This is a genomic window from Pseudomonas sp. KH_024_B2 (genome assembly GCF_057839965.1).
The window spans coordinates 5,581,291-5,599,374 of record NZ_CM174502.1; the positions used below are offsets into that span (position 1 = coordinate 5,581,291).

17 protein-coding genes are annotated in these 18,084 nt (G+C 58.7%); 4 read left to right on the forward strand and 13 right to left on the reverse strand.

Translation table 11 applies throughout. The features are described 5' to 3' along the window. Window positions 1-41: 41 nt before the first annotated feature. Together AC3I0A_RS25960 and AC3I0A_RS25965 are read right to left on the reverse strand one after the other, a co-directional pair. Complete coding sequence (locus AC3I0A_RS25960) at window positions 42-1,400, reverse strand: glutamine synthetase family protein (protein ID WP_489375363.1); 1,359 nt, start codon at window positions 1,398-1,400, stop codon at window positions 42-44. 37 nt (window positions 1,401-1,437) lie between these two features. Next, on the reverse strand, window positions 1,438-2,229 hold the full coding sequence (locus tag AC3I0A_RS25965; protein WP_489375364.1) for a gamma-glutamyl-gamma-aminobutyrate hydrolase family protein: 792 nt from the start codon (window positions 2,227-2,229) through the stop codon (window positions 1,438-1,440). A gap of 278 nt (window positions 2,230-2,507) precedes the next feature. Here AC3I0A_RS25965 and AC3I0A_RS25970 point away from each other — a divergent pair, with 278 nt between their 5' ends. Then, complete coding sequence (locus AC3I0A_RS25970) at window positions 2,508-3,884, forward strand: glutamine synthetase family protein (RefSeq protein WP_489375365.1); 1,377 nt, start codon at window positions 2,508-2,510, stop codon at window positions 3,882-3,884. Between the two features lie 262 nt (window positions 3,885-4,146). After that, window positions 4,147-4,785 carry a TetR/AcrR family transcriptional regulator gene (locus AC3I0A_RS25975; RefSeq protein ID WP_489375366.1) on the forward strand — a complete coding sequence of 213 codons (639 nt, stop codon included), beginning with the start codon at window positions 4,147-4,149 and terminating at the stop codon, window positions 4,783-4,785. A gap of 126 nt (window positions 4,786-4,911) precedes the next feature. Here the strand turns inward: AC3I0A_RS25975 and AC3I0A_RS25980 are convergent, their stop codons facing one another. The 10 genes from AC3I0A_RS25980 to argE form a co-directional block, all read right to left on the reverse strand. After that, window positions 4,912-5,127, reverse strand: a complete 216-nt coding sequence (locus AC3I0A_RS25980) for a TOBE domain-containing protein (RefSeq protein ID WP_419113863.1) — start codon at window positions 5,125-5,127, stop codon at window positions 4,912-4,914. Window positions 5,128-5,168: 41 nt separating this feature from the next. Beyond that, a complete protein-coding gene (gene ssuB / locus AC3I0A_RS25985) occupies window positions 5,169-5,975 on the reverse strand; it encodes an aliphatic sulfonates ABC transporter ATP-binding protein (protein ID WP_489375367.1) in 807 nt (268 codons plus the stop codon). Beyond that, complete coding sequence (gene ssuC / locus AC3I0A_RS25990) at window positions 5,972-6,760, reverse strand: aliphatic sulfonate ABC transporter permease SsuC (RefSeq protein WP_489375368.1); 789 nt, start codon at window positions 6,758-6,760, stop codon at window positions 5,972-5,974. Before ssuC ends, ssuB begins: the two co-directional genes overlap by 4 nt. Before the next feature lie 9 nt (window positions 6,761-6,769). Then, window positions 6,770-7,918 carry an FMNH2-dependent alkanesulfonate monooxygenase gene (gene ssuD, locus AC3I0A_RS25995; protein ID WP_489375369.1) on the reverse strand — a complete coding sequence of 383 codons (1,149 nt, stop codon included), beginning with the start codon at window positions 7,916-7,918 and terminating at the stop codon, window positions 6,770-6,772. A gap of 25 nt (window positions 7,919-7,943) precedes the next feature. Beyond that, window positions 7,944-8,909 (reverse strand): sulfonate ABC transporter substrate-binding protein, encoded by a 966-nt coding sequence (locus tag AC3I0A_RS26000; protein WP_489375370.1) that lies wholly within the window; start codon window positions 8,907-8,909, stop codon window positions 7,944-7,946. 90 nt (window positions 8,910-8,999) lie between these two features. Further along, window positions 9,000-9,593 (reverse strand): NADPH-dependent FMN reductase, encoded by a 594-nt coding sequence (ssuE, locus tag AC3I0A_RS26005; protein WP_489375371.1) that lies wholly within the window; start codon window positions 9,591-9,593, stop codon window positions 9,000-9,002. 324 nt (window positions 9,594-9,917) lie between these two features. Beyond that, on the reverse strand, window positions 9,918-10,556 hold the full coding sequence (locus tag AC3I0A_RS26010) for a peroxiredoxin (RefSeq protein WP_489375372.1): 639 nt from the start codon (window positions 10,554-10,556) through the stop codon (window positions 9,918-9,920). 269 nt (window positions 10,557-10,825) lie between these two features. After that, window positions 10,826-12,181, reverse strand: a complete 1,356-nt coding sequence (locus tag AC3I0A_RS26015) for an OprD family porin (RefSeq protein ID WP_489375373.1) — start codon at window positions 12,179-12,181, stop codon at window positions 10,826-10,828. Window positions 12,182-12,827: 646 nt separating this feature from the next. Beyond that, the gene (gene argA, locus AC3I0A_RS26020; protein ID WP_489375374.1) at window positions 12,828-14,126 is read right to left on the reverse strand and encodes an amino-acid N-acetyltransferase; all 1,299 of its coding nucleotides are present in this window, start codon (window positions 14,124-14,126) and stop codon (window positions 12,828-12,830) included. A gap of 150 nt (window positions 14,127-14,276) precedes the next feature. Beyond that, entirely contained in the window at window positions 14,277-15,434 is a 1,158-nt protein-coding gene (gene argE / locus AC3I0A_RS26025) for an acetylornithine deacetylase (protein ID WP_489375375.1), read from the reverse strand. Window positions 15,435-15,592: 158 nt separating this feature from the next. Between argE and AC3I0A_RS26030 the strand changes: the two genes are divergently transcribed. Further along, on the forward strand, window positions 15,593-16,960 hold the full coding sequence (locus AC3I0A_RS26030) for a CYTH domain-containing protein (RefSeq protein WP_489375376.1): 1,368 nt from the start codon (window positions 15,593-15,595) through the stop codon (window positions 16,958-16,960). 90 nt (window positions 16,961-17,050) lie between these two features. On the opposite strand, the gene AC3I0A_RS26035 is transcribed toward AC3I0A_RS26030, so the two are convergent. After that, the gene (locus AC3I0A_RS26035) at window positions 17,051-17,515 is read right to left on the reverse strand and encodes an Lrp/AsnC family transcriptional regulator (RefSeq protein ID WP_489375377.1); all 465 of its coding nucleotides are present in this window, start codon (window positions 17,513-17,515) and stop codon (window positions 17,051-17,053) included. A gap of 125 nt (window positions 17,516-17,640) precedes the next feature. On the opposite strand from AC3I0A_RS26035, the gene AC3I0A_RS26040 reads away from it, so the two are divergent. Continuing rightward, complete coding sequence (locus AC3I0A_RS26040; RefSeq protein WP_489375378.1) at window positions 17,641-17,976, forward strand: hypothetical protein; 336 nt, start codon at window positions 17,641-17,643, stop codon at window positions 17,974-17,976. The last annotated feature ends 108 nt before the right edge of the window (window positions 17,977-18,084 follow it).

Consider the following 18,084-nt stretch of genomic DNA (forward strand, 5'->3'; position numbering starts at 1 on the left):
GTTCAGTGAGGGTGCGGCCTGGAGCAGCCGCACCCGGCGCATCAGACGGCGAAGAGCAGGAATTCCCGCTCCCACGAACTGATCACGCGCTTGAAGTTTTCATGCTCGGCCCGCTTGACCGCGACGTAGCCAGTAATGAATTTCTTGCCCAGGTACTTCTCGATGGTGGCGCTGTGTTCCATGCGGTCCAGCGCATCTTCGATGGTCAGCGGCAGACGCAGATTGCGTCGCTCGTAACCACGCCCGACCACCGGTGCGCTCGCATCAATGGCCTCAACCATGCCGATGTAACCACAGAGCAGGCTCGCAGCGATGGCCAGGTACGGGTTGGCATCGGCACCCGGCAGGCGGTTTTCCACCCGACGGTTCTGCGGGCCGGCATCCGGCACGCGCAGGCCGACGGTGCGGTTCTCTTCGCCCCACTCAACGTTCACCGGCGCCGAGGTGTCCGGCAGGAAGCGGCGGAACGAGTTGACGTTCGGCGCGAACAGCGGCAGCAGCTCGGGGATGAACTTCTGCAAGCCACCGATGTGGTGCAGGAACAACTCGCTCATGCTCCCGTCTTCATTGGAGAAGACGTTTTTACCGGTCTCGATGTCGATGATGCTCTGGTGCAAGTGCATCGCACTGCCCGGTTCACCGGTCATCGGCTTGGCCATGAAGGTCGCGGCCACGTTGTGCTTGAGCGCCGCTTCGCGCATGGTCCGCTTGAACACCAGAATCTGGTCGGCCAGGGACAAGGCATCGCCATGACGGAAGTTGATTTCCATCTGCGCCGTGCCGTCTTCGTGGATCAGCGTGTCGAGATCCAGCTCCTGCAGTTCGCACCAGTCGTAGACGTCTTCGAACAATGGGTCGAATTCGTTGGCAGCTTCTATAGAGAAGGACTGGCGACCGGTTTCCGGGCGGCCGGAGCGGCCAATCGGCGGCTGCAACGGGAAGTCCGGGTCCTCGCAGCGCTTGGTCAGGTAGAACTCCATTTCTGGCGCCACGATTGGCTGCCAGCCTCTATCGGAATAGAGTTTCAGGACTTTCTTGAGCACGTTGCGCGGCGACAACTCGATCGGGTTGCCCTGCTTGTCGTAGGTGTCGTGAATCACCTGGGCCGTGGGCTCGATGGCCCAAGGCACGAGAAATACCGCGTTCTGATCGGGACGGCAGATCATGTCGATGTCTGCCGGATCGAGGAGTTCGTAATAGATGTCGTCTTCGACATAGTCGCCCGTCACTGTTTGCAACAGCACACTCTCGGGCAGGCGCATGCCCTTCTCGGCGATGAACTTGTTGGTCGGCGAGATCTTGCCGCGGGTAATCCCGGTAAGGTCGCCAATCATGCATTCGACTTCTGTGATCTTATGGTCTTTCAACCAATCGGTGAGCTGGTCGAGGTTGTTACTCATAAATGCCTCTAGGCTTGAGTTTCCTGACTCGTTGGAGTCAGGCGCTGGTTGACGCATCCGCGTCGCGTTGTATTGCCCGCTTTCGACAGGCATCGCCAAATGCCTGGAAGATGGCAAGGTAATGAGGATTGGCGGTCACTTGCCATTCAGGGTGCCATTGCACACCTAAAGCAAAGGCCTTGCCTCCTGCGGTCCCGCCCTTCTCGACAGACAGAGCCTCGATCAACCCATCCGGAGCCCTGGCCTCGACACGCAGACCCGGCGCCAGACGCTCAACGCCCTGACCATGAATCGAATTGACGGAAATTTCGCTCGGCAGGCCCAGACCCGCCAGTACGCCACCCGGCTCGATATGCATCGGATGGCTGGGCGCGTACTGCACTTCGAGAGGATCGTTATTGTCCTCACGATGGTCCATGAATGTGCCAACCTCATGAACCTTCTGATGCAGACTGCCGCCGAACGCCACGTTCATTTCCTGGAAACCGCGGCAAATCCCGAGCATCGGAACGCCCGCCGCTACTGCGGCACGAATCAACGGGAGGGTGGTGCGATCGCGTGCAGGATCATGAGCAGTCCCCGGCGCACTGGCAGGTCCGCTATAGTGAAAGGGTTCGACGTTGGAAGGTGAGCCGGTAAAGAGGATGCCGTCCAGACCGTCAAGAATATCGGTCGGATCGAGCAGTTCCGCCAGGGACGGAAGAATCAATGGCAAGCCCTTGGCAGCAACGGCGACTGCACGGACGTACTTATCGCCACTGATGTGATAAGCATGCAAACCGATCTGCTTAGAGCAGGCGGTGACGCCGATTAACGGCAGGCGTGACATGAAGCACCCCGGTATTATTGCTGTTATGGGTTTGAATCGAGCTTAGCCTTGTTCATTTTTTTACACAACACCCCCGTAAAAAATACAACACGGCCCGCTCAAGGCTGTGGACGCCAAAGATGCTAAAGGCATAAAAACGCCCTAAATTGCCCCAAAAATGCCTTTCGAGCGCTTTTTGAGGGCAAAAAAGGCCTCGCTTGACTTCGGCATGCCGTTCGGGTTGACTGGAATCTGAAGAGATCAATGATTGATATTTTTAACAACAAAGGTGTTGCATCATGTCGGTACCCCCGCGTGCCGTTCAGCTTAACGAAGCGAACGCGTTCCTTAAGGAACATCCTGAGGTTCTGTACGTTGACCTTCTGATTGCGGATATGAATGGTGTGGTGCGCGGCAAGCGCATTGAACGCACCAGCCTCCACAAGGTTTACGAGAAAGGCATCAACCTGCCGGCCTCTTTATTTGCTCTGGATATCAATGGCTCGACGGTAGAAAGCACCGGCCTGGGCCTGGACATCGGTGATGCTGACCGAATCTGTTATCCAATCCCTGACACCCTGTGCAATGAACCCTGGCAGAAGCGCCCGACCGCGCAACTGTTAATGACCATGCACGAAATCGAAGGTGAACCCTTCTTCGCCGACCCTCGCGAAGTCCTGCGCCAGGTCGTCAGCAAGTTCGACGACATGGGTTTGACCATCTGCGCCGCATTCGAGCTGGAGTTCTACCTGATCGACCAGGAGAACGTGAATGGCCGGCCACAACCGCCCCGCTCGCCAATCTCCGGCAAACGCCCGCACTCGACCCAGGTCTACCTGATCGACGACCTCGACGAATACGTCGACTGCCTCCAGGACATTCTGGAAGGTGCGAAAGAGCAAGGCATTCCGGCCGACGCGATCGTCAAGGAAAGTGCTCCGGCGCAGTTCGAAGTGAACCTGCATCACGTTGCCGACCCGATCAAGGCCTGCGATTACGCGGTACTGCTCAAACGTCTGATCAAAAACATCGCCTACGACCATGAGATGGACACCACCTTCATGGCCAAGCCTTACCCGGGCCAGGCAGGTAATGGTCTGCACGTACACATTTCGATCCTTGATAAAGAAGGCAAGAACATCTTTGCCAGTGAGGATCCCGAGCAGAACGCCGCACTGCGTCACGCGATCGGCGGTGTGCTCGAGACCCTACCGGCGCAGATGGCCTTCCTCTGCCCGAACGTCAACTCGTACCGTCGTTTCGGCGCACAGTTCTATGTGCCGAACTCGCCATGCTGGGGTCTGGATAACCGGACCGTTGCGTTGCGCGTACCGACCGGTTCGGCCGATGCGGTACGTCTGGAGCACCGCGTTGCCGGCGCCGACGCCAACCCGTATCTGTTGATGGCTTCGGTTCTGGCCGGCGTGCACCACGGTCTGGTCAACAAGATCGAACCTGGCGCTCCGGTCGAAGGCAACTCCTACGAGCAAAATGAGCAGAGCCTGCCGAACAACCTGCGCGATGCCTTGCGTGAGCTGGACGACAGCGAAGTCATGGCCAAGTACATCGATCCGAAATACATCGACATCTTCGTCGCCTGTAAAGAGAGCGAGCTGGAGGAGTTCGAACACTCCATCTCCGACCTCGAGTACAACTGGTACCTGCATACCGTGTAAGCGGTTGCAGTAAAAACAACGCCGCCGGCCGAAAAGCCTGCGGCGTTTTTTTATGGATATTCACAAAACCCTGTGGCGAGGGAGCTTGCTCCCGCTCGGCTGCGTAGCAGTCGTAAAACCTGCTGGCACCGTCTGCCTGACAGAACGCGGTCGCAGGATTTGGGGCCGCTGCGCGACCCAGCGGGAGCAAGCTCCCTCGCCACAGGGTATGGATCATCCTCACGCTCTGCGTACAATGCCCGCTGCCCCGCAGGAGACTCAAATGACGCGCCCCGCCACTATCCGCAAACCCCGCGCACGCAGCCAGGCCCGGATCGACTCGATACTCGACGCAGCCCGCACGCTGCTTGCCGCCGAGGGCGTGGCCAGCCTGTCGATCTACAGCGTGGCTGCCGGTGCGCAGATCCCGCCGTCGTCGGTCTATCACTTCTTTGCCAGCGTCCCGGCCCTGCTCGAAGCCCTGACTGCTGATGTCCACGCGGCTTTTCGCGCCTGCCTGCAAGCGCCTATCGAACATGCATCGCTCAACAACTGGCGTGACCTGTCGCGACTGGTAGAGCAACGTATGCTAAGCATTTACAGCGAAGACGCCGCCGCCCGCCAACTGATCCTCGCCCAGCACGGTCTGACCGAAGTCACCCAGGCCGACCGTCAGCACGACATCGAGCTCGGCGACCTGATGCATAAACTGTTCGATCAGCATTTCCAGTTGCCGGTATTGCCCAAGGATGTCGACGTCTTCGCCCTGGCCATGGAGCTGGGCGATCGTGTCTACGCCCGTTCGGTGCAACAGCATGGGCAGATCACCCCGCGTATGGCTGAAGAAGGGATGCGGGTGTTCGATGCTTATCTGGGGTTGTATCTGCCGCCGTATTTGCCCAAGCGCACTATTCCAGTCTGATTTCTTTGCTGGCTCCACTGGCCCCTTCGCGAGCAAGCTCGCGATGGCCGCACCACCGATCCACAGACAAACACCCAAAAAACCCCGAAGGGCTTAAACCATTCGGGGTTGTCCATTGCGCACTGCTTACAACTTGGCGATCGATACCTCGGTGGATTTCACGAAGGCGATCACTTCACTGCCGACCACCAGTTCCAACTCCTTGACCGAGCGCGTGGTGATCACCGAAGTGACCACGCCGGAAGCGGTCTGCACGTCGATTTCCGACAGGACATCACCCTCCACGATTTCCTTTATGGTGCCTTTGAACTGGTTGCGAACGTTGATGGCTTTAATAGTCATGAGCGGTATTCCTGTTTGGGTAAAAGGTTTTTGAAGTTGAGTTATTGAGCCCAGCGCAATTGCGTGGGCAAGGGTGAAACGGGTTCCGGCTCAGGTGGCGAACCGGGGAGCGACAACACGCGGCCAAGGACTTCGGTTTCCAGCGCCGCCAGCCGGTGCGAACCGCGAGCCCGAGGGCGCGGCAGCTCTACCTGCAGATCGAGGCCGACTTCGCCCTCTTCGATCAGGATCACCCGATCAGCAATCGCCACGGCTTCACTGACGTCGTGGGTCACCAGCAGCACGGTGAATCCATGTTTCTGCCAAAGGCCTTCGATCAATTGCTGCATCTCGATTCGGGTCAGCGCATCCAGTGCGCCCAGCGGTTCGTCGAGTAACAGCAACCGAGGCTGGTGAATCAAGGCGCGGGCCAGCGCGACACGCTGCTTCTGCCCACCGGACAAGGCCGCCGGCCACTCGTTGGCGCGATCCGCCAGGCCGACCGCTTCCAGCGCTTGCAGTGCTTTGGGTCGCCAGTTGCCCTTGAGCCCGAGGCCAACGTTGTCGATGACTTTTTTCCAGGGCAGCAAACGCGCTTCCTGGAACATCAAACGGGTGTCTTCGATCGCCTGACTCAGCGGTGCGGAACCTGCGAGCAATTCACCGCCGGTGGGTTTATCGAGGCCGGCGAGCAAGCGCAACAAGGTGCTTTTTCCGCAGCCGCTGCGACCAACCACCGCGACAAACTGGCCGGCCGGAATATGCAGATCGATCTCATGCAGCACCTGGCGCTGGCCAAAGGTTTTTTGCAGCTTGCGCACCGCCAGCGGAATCCCGCGCAGCAGGCGAGGCGGTTGTTGAGCCGTCATACCGCACCGCCTTTGGCCACTTGATAGGCCGGATGCCAGCGCAACCAGACCCGCTCCAGACCACGGGCCGCGAGGTCGGCCAATTTACCGAGCACCGCGTACAACAGGATCGCCAGCACCACCACGTCAGTCTGCAAAAACTCCCGGGCATTCATCGCCAGATAGCCAATGCCGGAACTGGCAGAGATGGTTTCGGCGACGATCAACGTCAGCCACATGAAGCCCAGCGCGAAGCGCACACCCACCAGAATCGAAGGCAGCGCGCCCGGCAGAATCACCTGACGGAACAGGCCGAAACCGGACAAACCATAACTGCGGGCCATTTCCACCAACGCCGGGTCGACGTTGCGAATGCCGTGATAGGTGTTGAGGTAGATCGGGAACAAGGTGCCCAACGCCACCAGAAAAATCTTCGCCGACTCATCGATGCCGAACCACAGAATCACCAGCGGAATCAGCGCCAGATGCGGCACGTTGCGGATCATCTGCACCGAACTGTCGAGCAGGCGTTCGCCCCATTTCGACAAACCGCTGATAAAGCCCAGGGCCAGACCAATACCGCCACCGATCAGGAAACCGACCGCCGCGCGCCAGCCACTGATTGCCAGATGGGTCCAGATGTCACCGCTGCTAATCAGCCGTGCACCGGCCTCGATCACCGCGCTCGGTGCCGGCAGAATCCGCGTCGACAACCAGCCTGCCGATACCGACAACTGCCACACCGCCAGCAACAACACCGGCAAGGCCCACGGCGCGAGGCTATGGCTAAGTTTTACGTTCTTCATGGCCGCGCCTCAGCTCTGGGACGCAGCTTTAGGAAGAATGTCATTGGCGACCATTTCGCCAAACGGGCTGACGTAACCGCTGCTTTTCGGCAGTTCCGGACGTTCGATGTCCAGGTGCGGGAACAGCAGCTCAGCCACTCGATACGACTCTTCCAGATGTGGATAACCGGAAAAGATAAAGGTATCGATGCCCAGATCCGCGTATTCCTTGACCCGCGCCGCCACGGTCGGACCATCGCCAACCAGCGCCGTACCGGCACCGCCGCGCACCAGACCGACACCCGCCCAGAGGTTCGGGCTGACTTCCAGATTGTCGCGGCTCCCGCCATGCAGCGCCGCCATGCGTTGCTGGCCCACCGAGTCGAAACGCGCCAAAGAAGCCTGGGCGCGAGCGATGGTCTCCTCATCCAGATGAGAGATCAGTCGGTCCGCTGCTTGCCAGGCCTCGGCGTTGGTTTCGCGAACGATCACATGCAGACGAATGCCGAAGCGCAGGGTCCGTCCAAGCTTCGCAGCCTTGGCTCGCACCTGTTCAATCTTCTCTGCAACGGCGGCCGGTGGCTCGCCCCAGGTCAGCACCATCTCGACCTGTTCGGCCGCAAGGTCCTGCGCCGCTTGCGAAGAACCACCGAAATACAGCGGCGGACGCGGTTGCTGAATCGGCGGATAGAGCAACTTCGCGCCCTTCACGCTGATGTGCTGACCGTCATAATCGACGGTCTCGCCTTCCAGTACCCGCCGCCAGATGCGGGTGAACTCTACTGATGCCTGATAGCGCTCTTCATGGCTGAGGAACAACCCGTCGCCAGCCAATTCATCCGGATCGCCCCCCGTCACCAGATTGAACAGCGCACGACCGCCGGACAACCGATCCAGGGTCGCCGCCTGACGCGCCGCCACTGTTGGGGAAATGATCCCGGGGCGCAGCGCGACCAGAAACTTCAACCGCTGAGTCACCGGGATCAGCGACGCAGCAACCAGCCAGGAATCTTCGCAGGAGCGTCCGGTGGGGATCAGCACCCCGCCGAAACCCAGGCGATCCGCCGCTTGAGCGACCTGCTGCAAATAGCCATGATCAACGGCGCGAGCGCCTTCGGCGGTGCCAAGGTAATGACCATCGCCGTGAGTGGGCAGGAACCAGAAAATATTGAGGCTCATGGAGTTGTCTCCCAAGGAATTCGAATTACGGCGCTTTGGCAACGGTCGCAGGTGGCGTCCAGATCACGTCTTTGATGCTCAGCGGTTTCGGGATCAGCTTGAGTTGGTAAAAGCTGTCGGCGATTTTTTGCTGAGCGGCGACCACTTCCGGGGTGAGGAACAGTGCGCCGTAGCCCTGGCGTTTCACCGAGGTCAGGGTGATGTCCGCGGGCAGGCCAAGCAGTGGCGAAACCTGTTTGGTCACGTCTTCAGGGTTGGCCTTGGACCATTCGCCGACGGCACGCACTTCTTCCACCAGCGCCTTGATCACTTGCGGGTGCTTTTCGGCGTAAGGCTTGGTTGCCAGGTAGAACTGATGGTTGTCGACGATGCCGCTGCCGTCACGCAGGGTGCGTGCTTGCAGTTGCTGTTCGGCGGCGGCCTGGTACGGGTCCCAGATCACCCAGGCATCGACGCTGCCACGTTCGAACGCAGCGCGGGCATCGGCCGGTGGCAGGAATACGGTCTGGATGTCGGTGTATTTGAGGCCGGCGTCTTCGAGGGCGCGAACCAATAGATAGTGAACGTTGGAACCTTTGTTGAGGACGACCTTTTTGCCCTTGAGATCCTGCACCGATTTGATCGGCGAGTCTTTCGGGACGAGGATCGCTTCGCTGGTCGGCGCTGGCGGCTCATAAGCCACGTAGAGCAGATCGGCACCGGCCGCCTGAGCGAACACGGGCGGGGTTTCGCCGGTCACGCCGAAATCGATGGAGCCGACGTTCAGCCCTTCGAGCAGTTGCGGGCCGCCGGGGAATTCAGTCCATTGCACCTGAACGCCCTGCTCTGCCAGACGTTTCTCCAGCGAGCCCTTGGCTTTGAGCAGCACCAGGGTGCCGTATTTCTGATAGCCGATGCGCAAGCTCTCGGCTTCGGCTTGAGTAATAACGCCGAGGGACACAGCCGCAGCAAACAGAGCGACCAGACCACGACGCAAAATGACAGTGCGCATAGCGCTCTCCTTTTTGCTGTTGGGGTTATGGCTGCACCTGCTTGGCCGTTAGCGGCGGAGTAAGGTGAGTACTTCACATTCGGGTGAGACTTAAATGCTCCAGCGAGCACTCAACAGACGTTCATTCAACAGATTCGGATCAATCGGCTGTGGCCGCCGCGCCATCGCGCTGTAGAACTGCTCCAGTGCCTCGTTCAAACGTCGCTCCAATATCGGCACCAGCTGCGCCTGGGCGCTGCCTTCGCCATAAGCGATCTGGCTGTCTTCGGCGAAAATCCCGTGAAGCATTTCCTGGGCCTTCAGCGCCGACAACACCGGTTTGAGCGCGTAATCCACCGCCAGCATGTGAGCAATGCTGCCGCCGGTGGCCATGGGCAATACCACCTTGTGGCTCAGTGCACGCTCCGGCAGCAGATCGAGCACGGTCTTCAGTGCGCCAGAGAATGACGCTTTGTAAACCGGCGTGGCGATCAGCAAGCCATCGGCGTTGGCAATCTGTTGCAGCAGGTCGATCACCATCGGGCTGCCGAAGCGTGCGTGGAGCAAATCTTCGGCCGGGAAGTCCCGTACCTGATAACTCACCACCTCCACACCTTGCTGCTGTAACCAGCGTTTGGAATAGTCCAGCAACACCCCGGAACGGGAGCGCTGACTGGGACTTCCACCGAGTGAGACGACCAGCATGCAGATAATTCCTCAGGGCTTATTGGCGATTCGCTCACTGCGATTTCGCTGGGATGAACAGACCTTAACAGGTGATTTATATATCTATAAATCTTATTTATTCATTTGTTTATTCTTTAAATGCATAGACAAGAACATTTCTACAGACAAAAAAACAGGCCGTCGAAACGACCTGAAAACCCCTGCTTTGTGGACCTTGAGTTTTGCGGCGACTGTCAATCCGCCTTCGCGGGCAAGCCCGCTCCCACATTTGACCGCGTACTCCTGTGGGAGCGGGCTTGCCCGCGAAGGCGGTGTCAGCAACACAAAGAAACTGACTGAGATTCAGCGGTTAGGCTGCGGCGTCAGTCGCAGATACGGTTTCACTGCGCGATAACCTTTCGGGAAGCGTTTCCTGAGCTCTTCTTCATCCTTGAGCGATGGCACGATCACCACCTCATCACCGTCCTGCCAGTTGGCCGGCGTGGCCACTTTGTAGTTGTCGGTGAGCTGCAGCGAATCGATCACCCGCAAGATTTCATGGAAGTTACGTCCGGTACTGGCCGGATAGGTAATGGTCAGGCGCACCTTTTTGTTCGGATCGATCACGAACAGCGAACGCACGGTCAAGGTGTCGTTGGCATTAGGGTGGATCAGGTCGTAGAGGTCAGAGACCTTGCGATCAGCGTCAGCGAGGATCGGGAAGTTGACGAGGGTGTTTTGCGTTTCATTGATGTCCTCGATCCACTTGTGGTGCGAGTCCACCGGGTCGACCGACAGGGCAATGGCCTTGACGCCGCGACTGGCGAATTCGTCCTTGAGCCTGGCGGTGAAACCAAGCTCCGTGGTGCACACCGGGGTGAAATCCGCGGGATGGGAAAACAGCACGCCCCAGCTATCGCCGAGCCACTGGTGAAAACGAATCGTGCCGGCGCTGGACTCCTGTTCGAAGTCGGGGGCGATATCGCCAAGTCTGAGGCTCATGGTACTGCTCCTTGTGAGTGCTTATTGAACCTACTGTGCCTGCGCAGAAGACTAATTAAAAAGAATAAATATCGATTTGTTTATAAGTAATTAGAATATAAAACAGATCTTCAGCGGACGCACGAACACGCGAAGACCATCCTCTCATTCTGGGGGCGAGAAGGTCTGGAATAGCTGCAACAAAGGGTTTCTAGGAGGGCTTGCAGGGTGAGTCTGACTTGGAGAAACACCTCGCCCGGCGTTGCGCCGGGCGAGGTTTCAACGCGGTATTACAACAGTGGGATCGAGTAGCTGACGATCAAACGGTTTTCGTCCTGGTCACGCTGACCGGTAACGTCGGAGCGCAGGGAAGCGTTTTTCCACGCCAGGCCTACACCTTTGAAAGTGCCTGACGGAACAACATAACCAATGGAGAAGTCGCGCTCCCATTCACCTGTGTCACTACCAGTGGCAGCGTTCACGTTGTCACCCTTGAGGTAGATCACGGAAGTGGTCAGGCCTGGCAAGCCAACGGTAGCGAAGTCATAAGCGTATTGAGCCAACCAGGTGCGCTCGCCGGCACGCTGAAACTTGCCGATCTGCGAGTCAGTGATCAGGTAGCTGCTGGCACCGTCACCCTGGTTCAGGTATGGGAAGTCGCTGGTGCCATTCACACGTTGATAACCAGCGCTGAGGGCGTGGCCTTGCAGGCTATAGGTGAATTTCGTACTCCAGGTACGGTTATCGACTTCACGGTCGTTATGAACGCCGGTGGCGCGGTAGCCTGCCAGACGACCTTCCTGACTGGCGTTCTTGCCATCGGAATCACTGTTGAAGTAACGCAGATCGGACTTCAGGCTACCCACTGGCAATGCCCAGTTGTGGGTCAGACCCAGGAAGTGCTGCGTGTAGAAATCTTCCAGGTTGCCGTAGTAGTACTGAGCGGTCAGATCCTTGGTGATCTTGTAGTCGCCACCGGCGTAGTAGAACTTGTTGCTGAACTTGCCGTTGTTGAAGTTCGAACCGCCGTTGGCGCCCGGGATGGACAGACCTTCGTTGTTAGTCGAGTTACGGCCTTTGGCATGCTCAATCTGACCGCCAACCAGTGTCAGGTCCTTGATCTCGTTGGTAGTGATCTGACCACCCTGGAAGGTCTGCGGCAGCAGACGACCATCGTTGGTCACGATGACAGGCAGTTTTGGCTGCAAAGTACCCAGTTTCAGTTCGGTCTGGGAGATCTTGGCTTTTGCAGTCAGGCCCAGGCTGGAGAACTCATCCACTGCCTGAGCGTTTTTGCCACTGGTCGACTCGGTAGGGAACACAGTGCCACCGTAGGTGTTCTTGCCCGCACCGTTGGTGCCGCCGCCCGAATCCAGCTTCACGCCCAGCAGACCGATAGCGTCCAGACCGAAGCCCACGGTGCCTTGGGTGTAACCCGAAGTGAAGTTGAAGATGAAGCCTTGGCCCCACTCTTCTTGTTTGTTCTGAGCGCCTGCGGCTTTGGTGCCGGAGTCACGGTTATCGTTGTTGATGTAGAAGTTACGCAGCCCCAAAGTGGCTTTGCTGTCTTCAACAAAACCAGCGGCGCCTGCCTGCTGCGCCAAAACCCCAATGGCCACAGCCATGGCCAACGTGGACTTGTTCATTGTTTCGCTCCTCTCGTTTCTAATTCTTCTGTTCTTTGGTCCTGGGTCTAACGCCCTGGATCCGCAGTGCGCGATTAGCGCCGTACCGTGACTCGCAAGTCAATCGTAACCAAGCGTGTCTACGACCAAGGTCTAACCGGTCGCGGTGATCGATTTCGTGCAGGGTAATGATTTTTTCATAAAGCCAAAAAGAATTGTTTCATTCATTTTTATACGATTAAGGAATAACACTTGGCATCACTCAACCGAACCAGACACCGGGTGTCGGCTCATAAGCTAATTCCTAAATGGTATTTGTAATGATTTCTTTAGATCGCTTAGCTTTTGCGTATGCCTCATACGTCACCCGCGATCAAAAAAGCGACGCCATCATGCTAAAACGCGCATCATCTAGTCAAATTGTTACAGTTTGTGTGTCTCTCGCATTTTTTTCAGACAGCAGAAATAGTCACAGTCTGGAAGCGTGGTGGTGAGATGGTGCTGGCGGATTATTCGCGGTATTGATCGTTCCCACGCTCCCGCATGGGAATGCAGCCCATGACGCTCCGCGTCACTGTCGAAGCGGACGCAGAGCGTCCAGTGAGGCATTCCCACGCAGAGCGTGGGAACGATCAACCTCGCTCCTACGGGACTTTTTCAGGCGCAGTTATAAGGTCTTTTCGAAGATCTTCGAATTACGCTGATAGTTGTACAGCGAAGCTCGGGCCGAGGGCAGGCGCTCGACGCTGCTAGGCACGAAGCCACGCTCGCGGAACCAGTGCGCGGTACGCGTGGTCAGCACGAACAAGGTTTTCAGCCCCTGAGCCCGGGCGCGGGTTTCGATTCGCTCGAGCAATTCATCACCACGACCGCCGTGGCGGTATTCCGGGTTCACCGCCAGGCAAGCCAGCTCCCCCGCGTCCGAATCGGCAATTTGATACAGCGCCGCACAGGCGATAATCATCCCCTCGCGCTCGACCACACTGAACTGTTCGATCTCGCGCTCCAGCACTTCGCGGGAACGGCGTACCAGGATGCCCTGCTCTTCCAGCGGACTGATCAGATCCAGCAGACCGCCGACGTCTTCGATGGCCGCTTCGCGCACAATCTCGAATTGCTCCTGAGCCACCAGCGTACCGCCACCGTCGCGGGTGAACAGTTCGGTCAGCAGCGCGCCGTCTTCGGCGTAGCTGACGATATGACTGCGAGCCACACCACCCCGGCAAGCTTCAGCTGCCGCATCCAGCAGCTCAGCTTGATAGTTGCTGCCCAGGCGCTGCAGATGCGCCGGCACCTGTTGCGGACGCAGCTCACGGACCAGCCGACCATTTTCGTCGATCAGACCGAGATCCGCGCCGAACAGCAGCAGCTTGTCCGCCCCCAGGTCAATGGCTGCGCGGGTGGCGACATCTTCGCAAGCGAGGTTGAAAATTTCCCCGGTCGGCGAATAGCCCAGCGGCGACAACAGCACGATCGAACGCTCATCCAGCAGGCGGTTGATGCCCTTGCGGTCGACCCGACGCACTTCGCCGGTGTGGTGATAATCGACACCTTCAAGCACGCCAATCGGCCGGGCAGTCACCAGATTGCCGCCCGCCACCCGCAGGCGCGAGCCCTGCATCGGCGAAGAAGCCATGTCCATCGACAGGCGCGCTTCAATAGCGATCCGCAGGTGGCCGACCGCATCGATGACGCACTCCAGAGTCGCCGCATCGGTGATGCGCAGGCCATGGTGGTAATGCGGGGTCAGGCCTCGAGCCGCGAGACGGGTTTCAATTTGCGGGCGCGAGCCATGAACCAGCACCAGCCGCACGCCCAGGCTGTGCAACAGCACCAGGTCGTGGACGATATTGCCGAAGTTCGGATGCTCGACCCCGTCGCCAGGAAGCATGACGACAAAGGTGCAATCGCGGTGGGCGTTGATGTACGGAGAAGCGTGACGAAGCCAATTGACGTAATCGGGCATGAACCTGGGCCTGTAATAAATAGCAGCCGAAAAAAGGGCGAAACAGAAAACGCACAGCGGGCTGATGGTTATCGTCGGAACAGGCTTGGCGACACGCGCGCTCTCCTCATAAGTACGGGTTGGGACACTGGCAATTTATCGGGCCGCAATTTATACGAGCGGCGCCGGTGTCAGGCAGTAATGTTCGATCAGTTGACGTAATAGATGCACGGTAGGCTGCAAACGTGACATTTCGAGATATTCCCCCGGTTGGTGGGCGCAGGCGATATCGCCAGGGCCGAGCACCAGGGTTTCGCAGCCAAGACGCTGAAGATAAGGCGCTTCGGTGCCAAACGCTACTGCTTCGGCAAGGTGGCCGGTGAGTCTTTCCGCGACCCGGACCAATTCGCAGTCCGCAGCTTGCTCGAAAGGCGGCACTTCGGGGAATAACGGCGCGTAATCGATCTTCACCTGATGCCACTCGGCCACAGCCTCGAGCTTCTGCCGGATCGCTGCGCGCAACACTTGCGGGTCCATGCCCGGCAGGGGTCGCAGGTCGAATTCCAGCGAGCATTGGCCGCAAATCCGGTTGGGGTTGTCGCCACCGTGGATACAGCCAAAATTCAGGGTCGGCTGCGGCACGCTGAACTGCGGATTGCGATACTCGCGTTGCCACGCCAGGCGCAAGCCGCGCAGTTCACCCATGGCGTCGTGCATGGCTTCCAGCGCGCTATGACCCAGGCGGGGGTCCGATGAGTGGCCGCTTTGCCCGAGAATATCGATGCGCTCCATCATCACGCCTTTGTGCAGACGAATCGGCTTGAGCCCGGTCGGCTCGCCGATCACCGCTGCACGTCCCAGCGGCCGACCCGCTGCGGCCAGTGCACGAGCGCCGGCCATGGAGCTTTCTTCGTCGCAGGTAGCGAGGATCAGCAATGGTTGCTTGAACGACTTGTCCAGCAGCGGCAGGACGGCTTCGATGGCCAGCGCAAAAAAGCCCTTCATGTCGCAGCTGCCCAGGCCAATCCAGCGGCCATCGACTTCGGTCAGCTTCAGCGGATCGGTCTGCCATAGCGCGCCGTCGTACGGCACCGTATCGCTGTGTCCGGCCAGCACCAGGCCACCGGGACCAGAGCCGAAGCTGGCGAGCAGATTGAACTTGCCGGGGCTGACCTGCTGGATGTCGCAGGCAAAACCCAGATCGCCGAGCCAGGTCGCCAACAGATCGATTACCGCACGGTTGGATTGGTCCAGGCTCGGCTGGGTACAACTGACCGACGGCGCGGCGATCAGCGCAGCGAACTGATCTTTCATGGATGGCAAAGGCATGCGCTGGCTCCAAACTTCACAGACGAGCTTCATCATAGAGCTATCCGCACCATGGAATAAACCGTCGCGGCACGTCGAGCCGGTGAGTCCTGTACACTGCACGACCTTGGCAGCCACACATTCCCCCGGCTGCGCTCCCGATCCTGGATTTTCCGGCCATGCAGAAAGAAACTGAAATCAAACTCCGCGTCAGCCGCGAAACCCTCGCCGCCCTGCGCGAGCATCCGTTACTGAAAAAACGCAACAAAAGTGGCTGGGAACGCCGTGAACTGATGAACCAGTACTTCGACACGCCGGAGCGCGACCTGGCCCAGGCCAAGGTTGCCCTGCGCCTGCGTCGTGATGGCGAAGAAGTGATCCAGACCCTCAAGACCCGCGGTCAAAGCATCGCCGGTCTGTCCGAGCGTCACGAATACGACTGGAAACTGCCCAAAGCCAAGCTCGACGTAAAAAAACTCGACGGCGAATGCTGGCCGGAACAACTGGCCGAGCTGGACAAAAAGACCCTCAAGCCGATCTTCACCACCGACTTCGTCCGCGAACGCGCCGAAATCGCCTGGGGCCGTGGCAAGGCCAAAGTGGTCATCGAAGCCGCGCTGGACCTGGGCCACGTGATCGCCGGCGAGCAGAAAGAAGAAATCTGCGAGCTGGAGCTGGAGCTGCGCGAAGGCGAGCCGGCCGCACTGCTGGAACTGGCCGCCGAACTGGCCGTCACCCTGGCGCTGATGCCGTGCGATATCAGCAAGGCCGAGCGTGGCTATCGCCTGTTCGACGCCAACAGCTATTCGTTGAGCCTGCCCGCTGCGCAGCTGACGACTGAACTGCCGCTGGACGATGCCTTCGCGGCATTGAGCTGGCACTTGCTGAGCAGCAGCCAGCGTCTGGCCGAGCAATACCGTTTCAACGGCCACTGGCGCCTGCTGCAGGATTGGGTAGAAAACCTTAGCGAACTGCGCGCGCTGATCGGCAGCCTCGGCCAGGCCGCACCGCGTCAGTCGACCCATGACCTGCGTGTCTCGCTCGATGCGTTGCTGGAAGACTGGCGTCCGCTGGTACAAGCCGGTCAGGACGACGAAGACGTGCGCAAAGCCGCGCCGGAACAGTTCGCCGAAGAACTGGAAGACGTTCGCTGGGGCCTGTTCTCGCTGAACACTTCACGCTGGCTGCTGGCCCGCGCCTGGGCTGCCGATCGCAACACTCGTGGCAATCGCCAGGGCGCTGCGCAATTGGGCAACTGGTTGCCGCGTCTGCTGGCCGACGAAGCCGTCGCCCTGCAACTGCCGCGCTACCAGCAACAACCGGAAGATCTGGCCGAGCAATTGCCGCGTATCGAACGCATCCAGGCCTGGCTGCATCACGCGCGTGGCGTGCTGGAGATCCCGGAAACGGATCGCCTCTACGGTGAGCTGAAACAGTTGCAGCAACTGGCCAACGAGCCAATCACCGATGAAGCGCTCGATGCCCGCAAGCAGCAAGCGATTGCGGTGTATCAGAACCGTGCCTGGAAGACTTTGCTGCGGATGTAAGATCGCTTTCGCGGGCAAGCCCGCTCCCACATCTCCTGTGGGAGCGGGCTTGCCCGCGAAGACGTCAGAAGATTCAACGCAAACCCACTGCTACACCGGCAAACTCGTCGTGGATTTGATTTCAGACAAAGCCACGATCGAGTTGACCTCCTGAATCCCCGGCACCATCGACAGTTTCTCGAAGAAAAACCGCTCGTAGGCCTCGATATCCGCCGTCACGATGCGCAGCAAAAAGTCCACTGACCCCATCAACACATAGCACTCCAATACTTCTGGAAAGCCGCGAATCGCCTCGGTGAATTCAGTGAAGTTGGAGCGACCGTGGGCGTTGAGTTTGATCTCGGCGAAGATCTGCGTGTTGAGGCCGATCTTCTTGCGATCCAGCAACGTCACTTGCCCGCGAATCACCCCCTCCTCCTTGAGCCGCTGAATCCGTCGCCAGCACGGCGACTGCGACAGCCCTACCTGTTCGGCGATTTGCGCGCTGGAGAGCGAGGCGTCCTCCTGGAGCAGTGCCAGAATCCGTCGATCGTAAGCGTCGAGATCGCTATGCATATAAAAACCCCTAAACCAACCAATGGCGAATTATTCAATTCGATTTATCACCAATTAATCCAATCATAGATAAGAAATACCGCGAATCGCATGTAAAAATTTCTCCAATGATTTGGAGAACCCACATGCCCCCTCTCGAAGCTGTCAGCCCCCCAACCCGCGCCGATGTCTGGAACGTCAGCAACGCCCATTGCCGCGTGCGCTATCAGCTGCTCGCCGAAGCTGAACCGGATCTGCTGTGTCGGGTACTCAACCATTTCGCCCTGCAGTTTCTGGTTCCGCAGCAGGTCAACGTGTTGCAGCAGAACGATTTGCTGTCGATCGATGTGGCGCTCGACGGGCTGAGCTGGCACCGCGCCCAGGTGATCGCTGAAAAATTGCGTAACTTGATCAGTGTCTGCTCGGTGGATCTGCAACCTGCTGATTCTTCATGGGCTCAGCCCGCACAGGCGCTCGGCTGAGGTCGCTCGGCAAGAATTCGCAACGCCTGGTTTGGCAATAGCCGAACGGTCGGCTCATCCGGGGACTATTCTTGGCAATCTGTGGTCAGAGACGCACACGTCTAAACC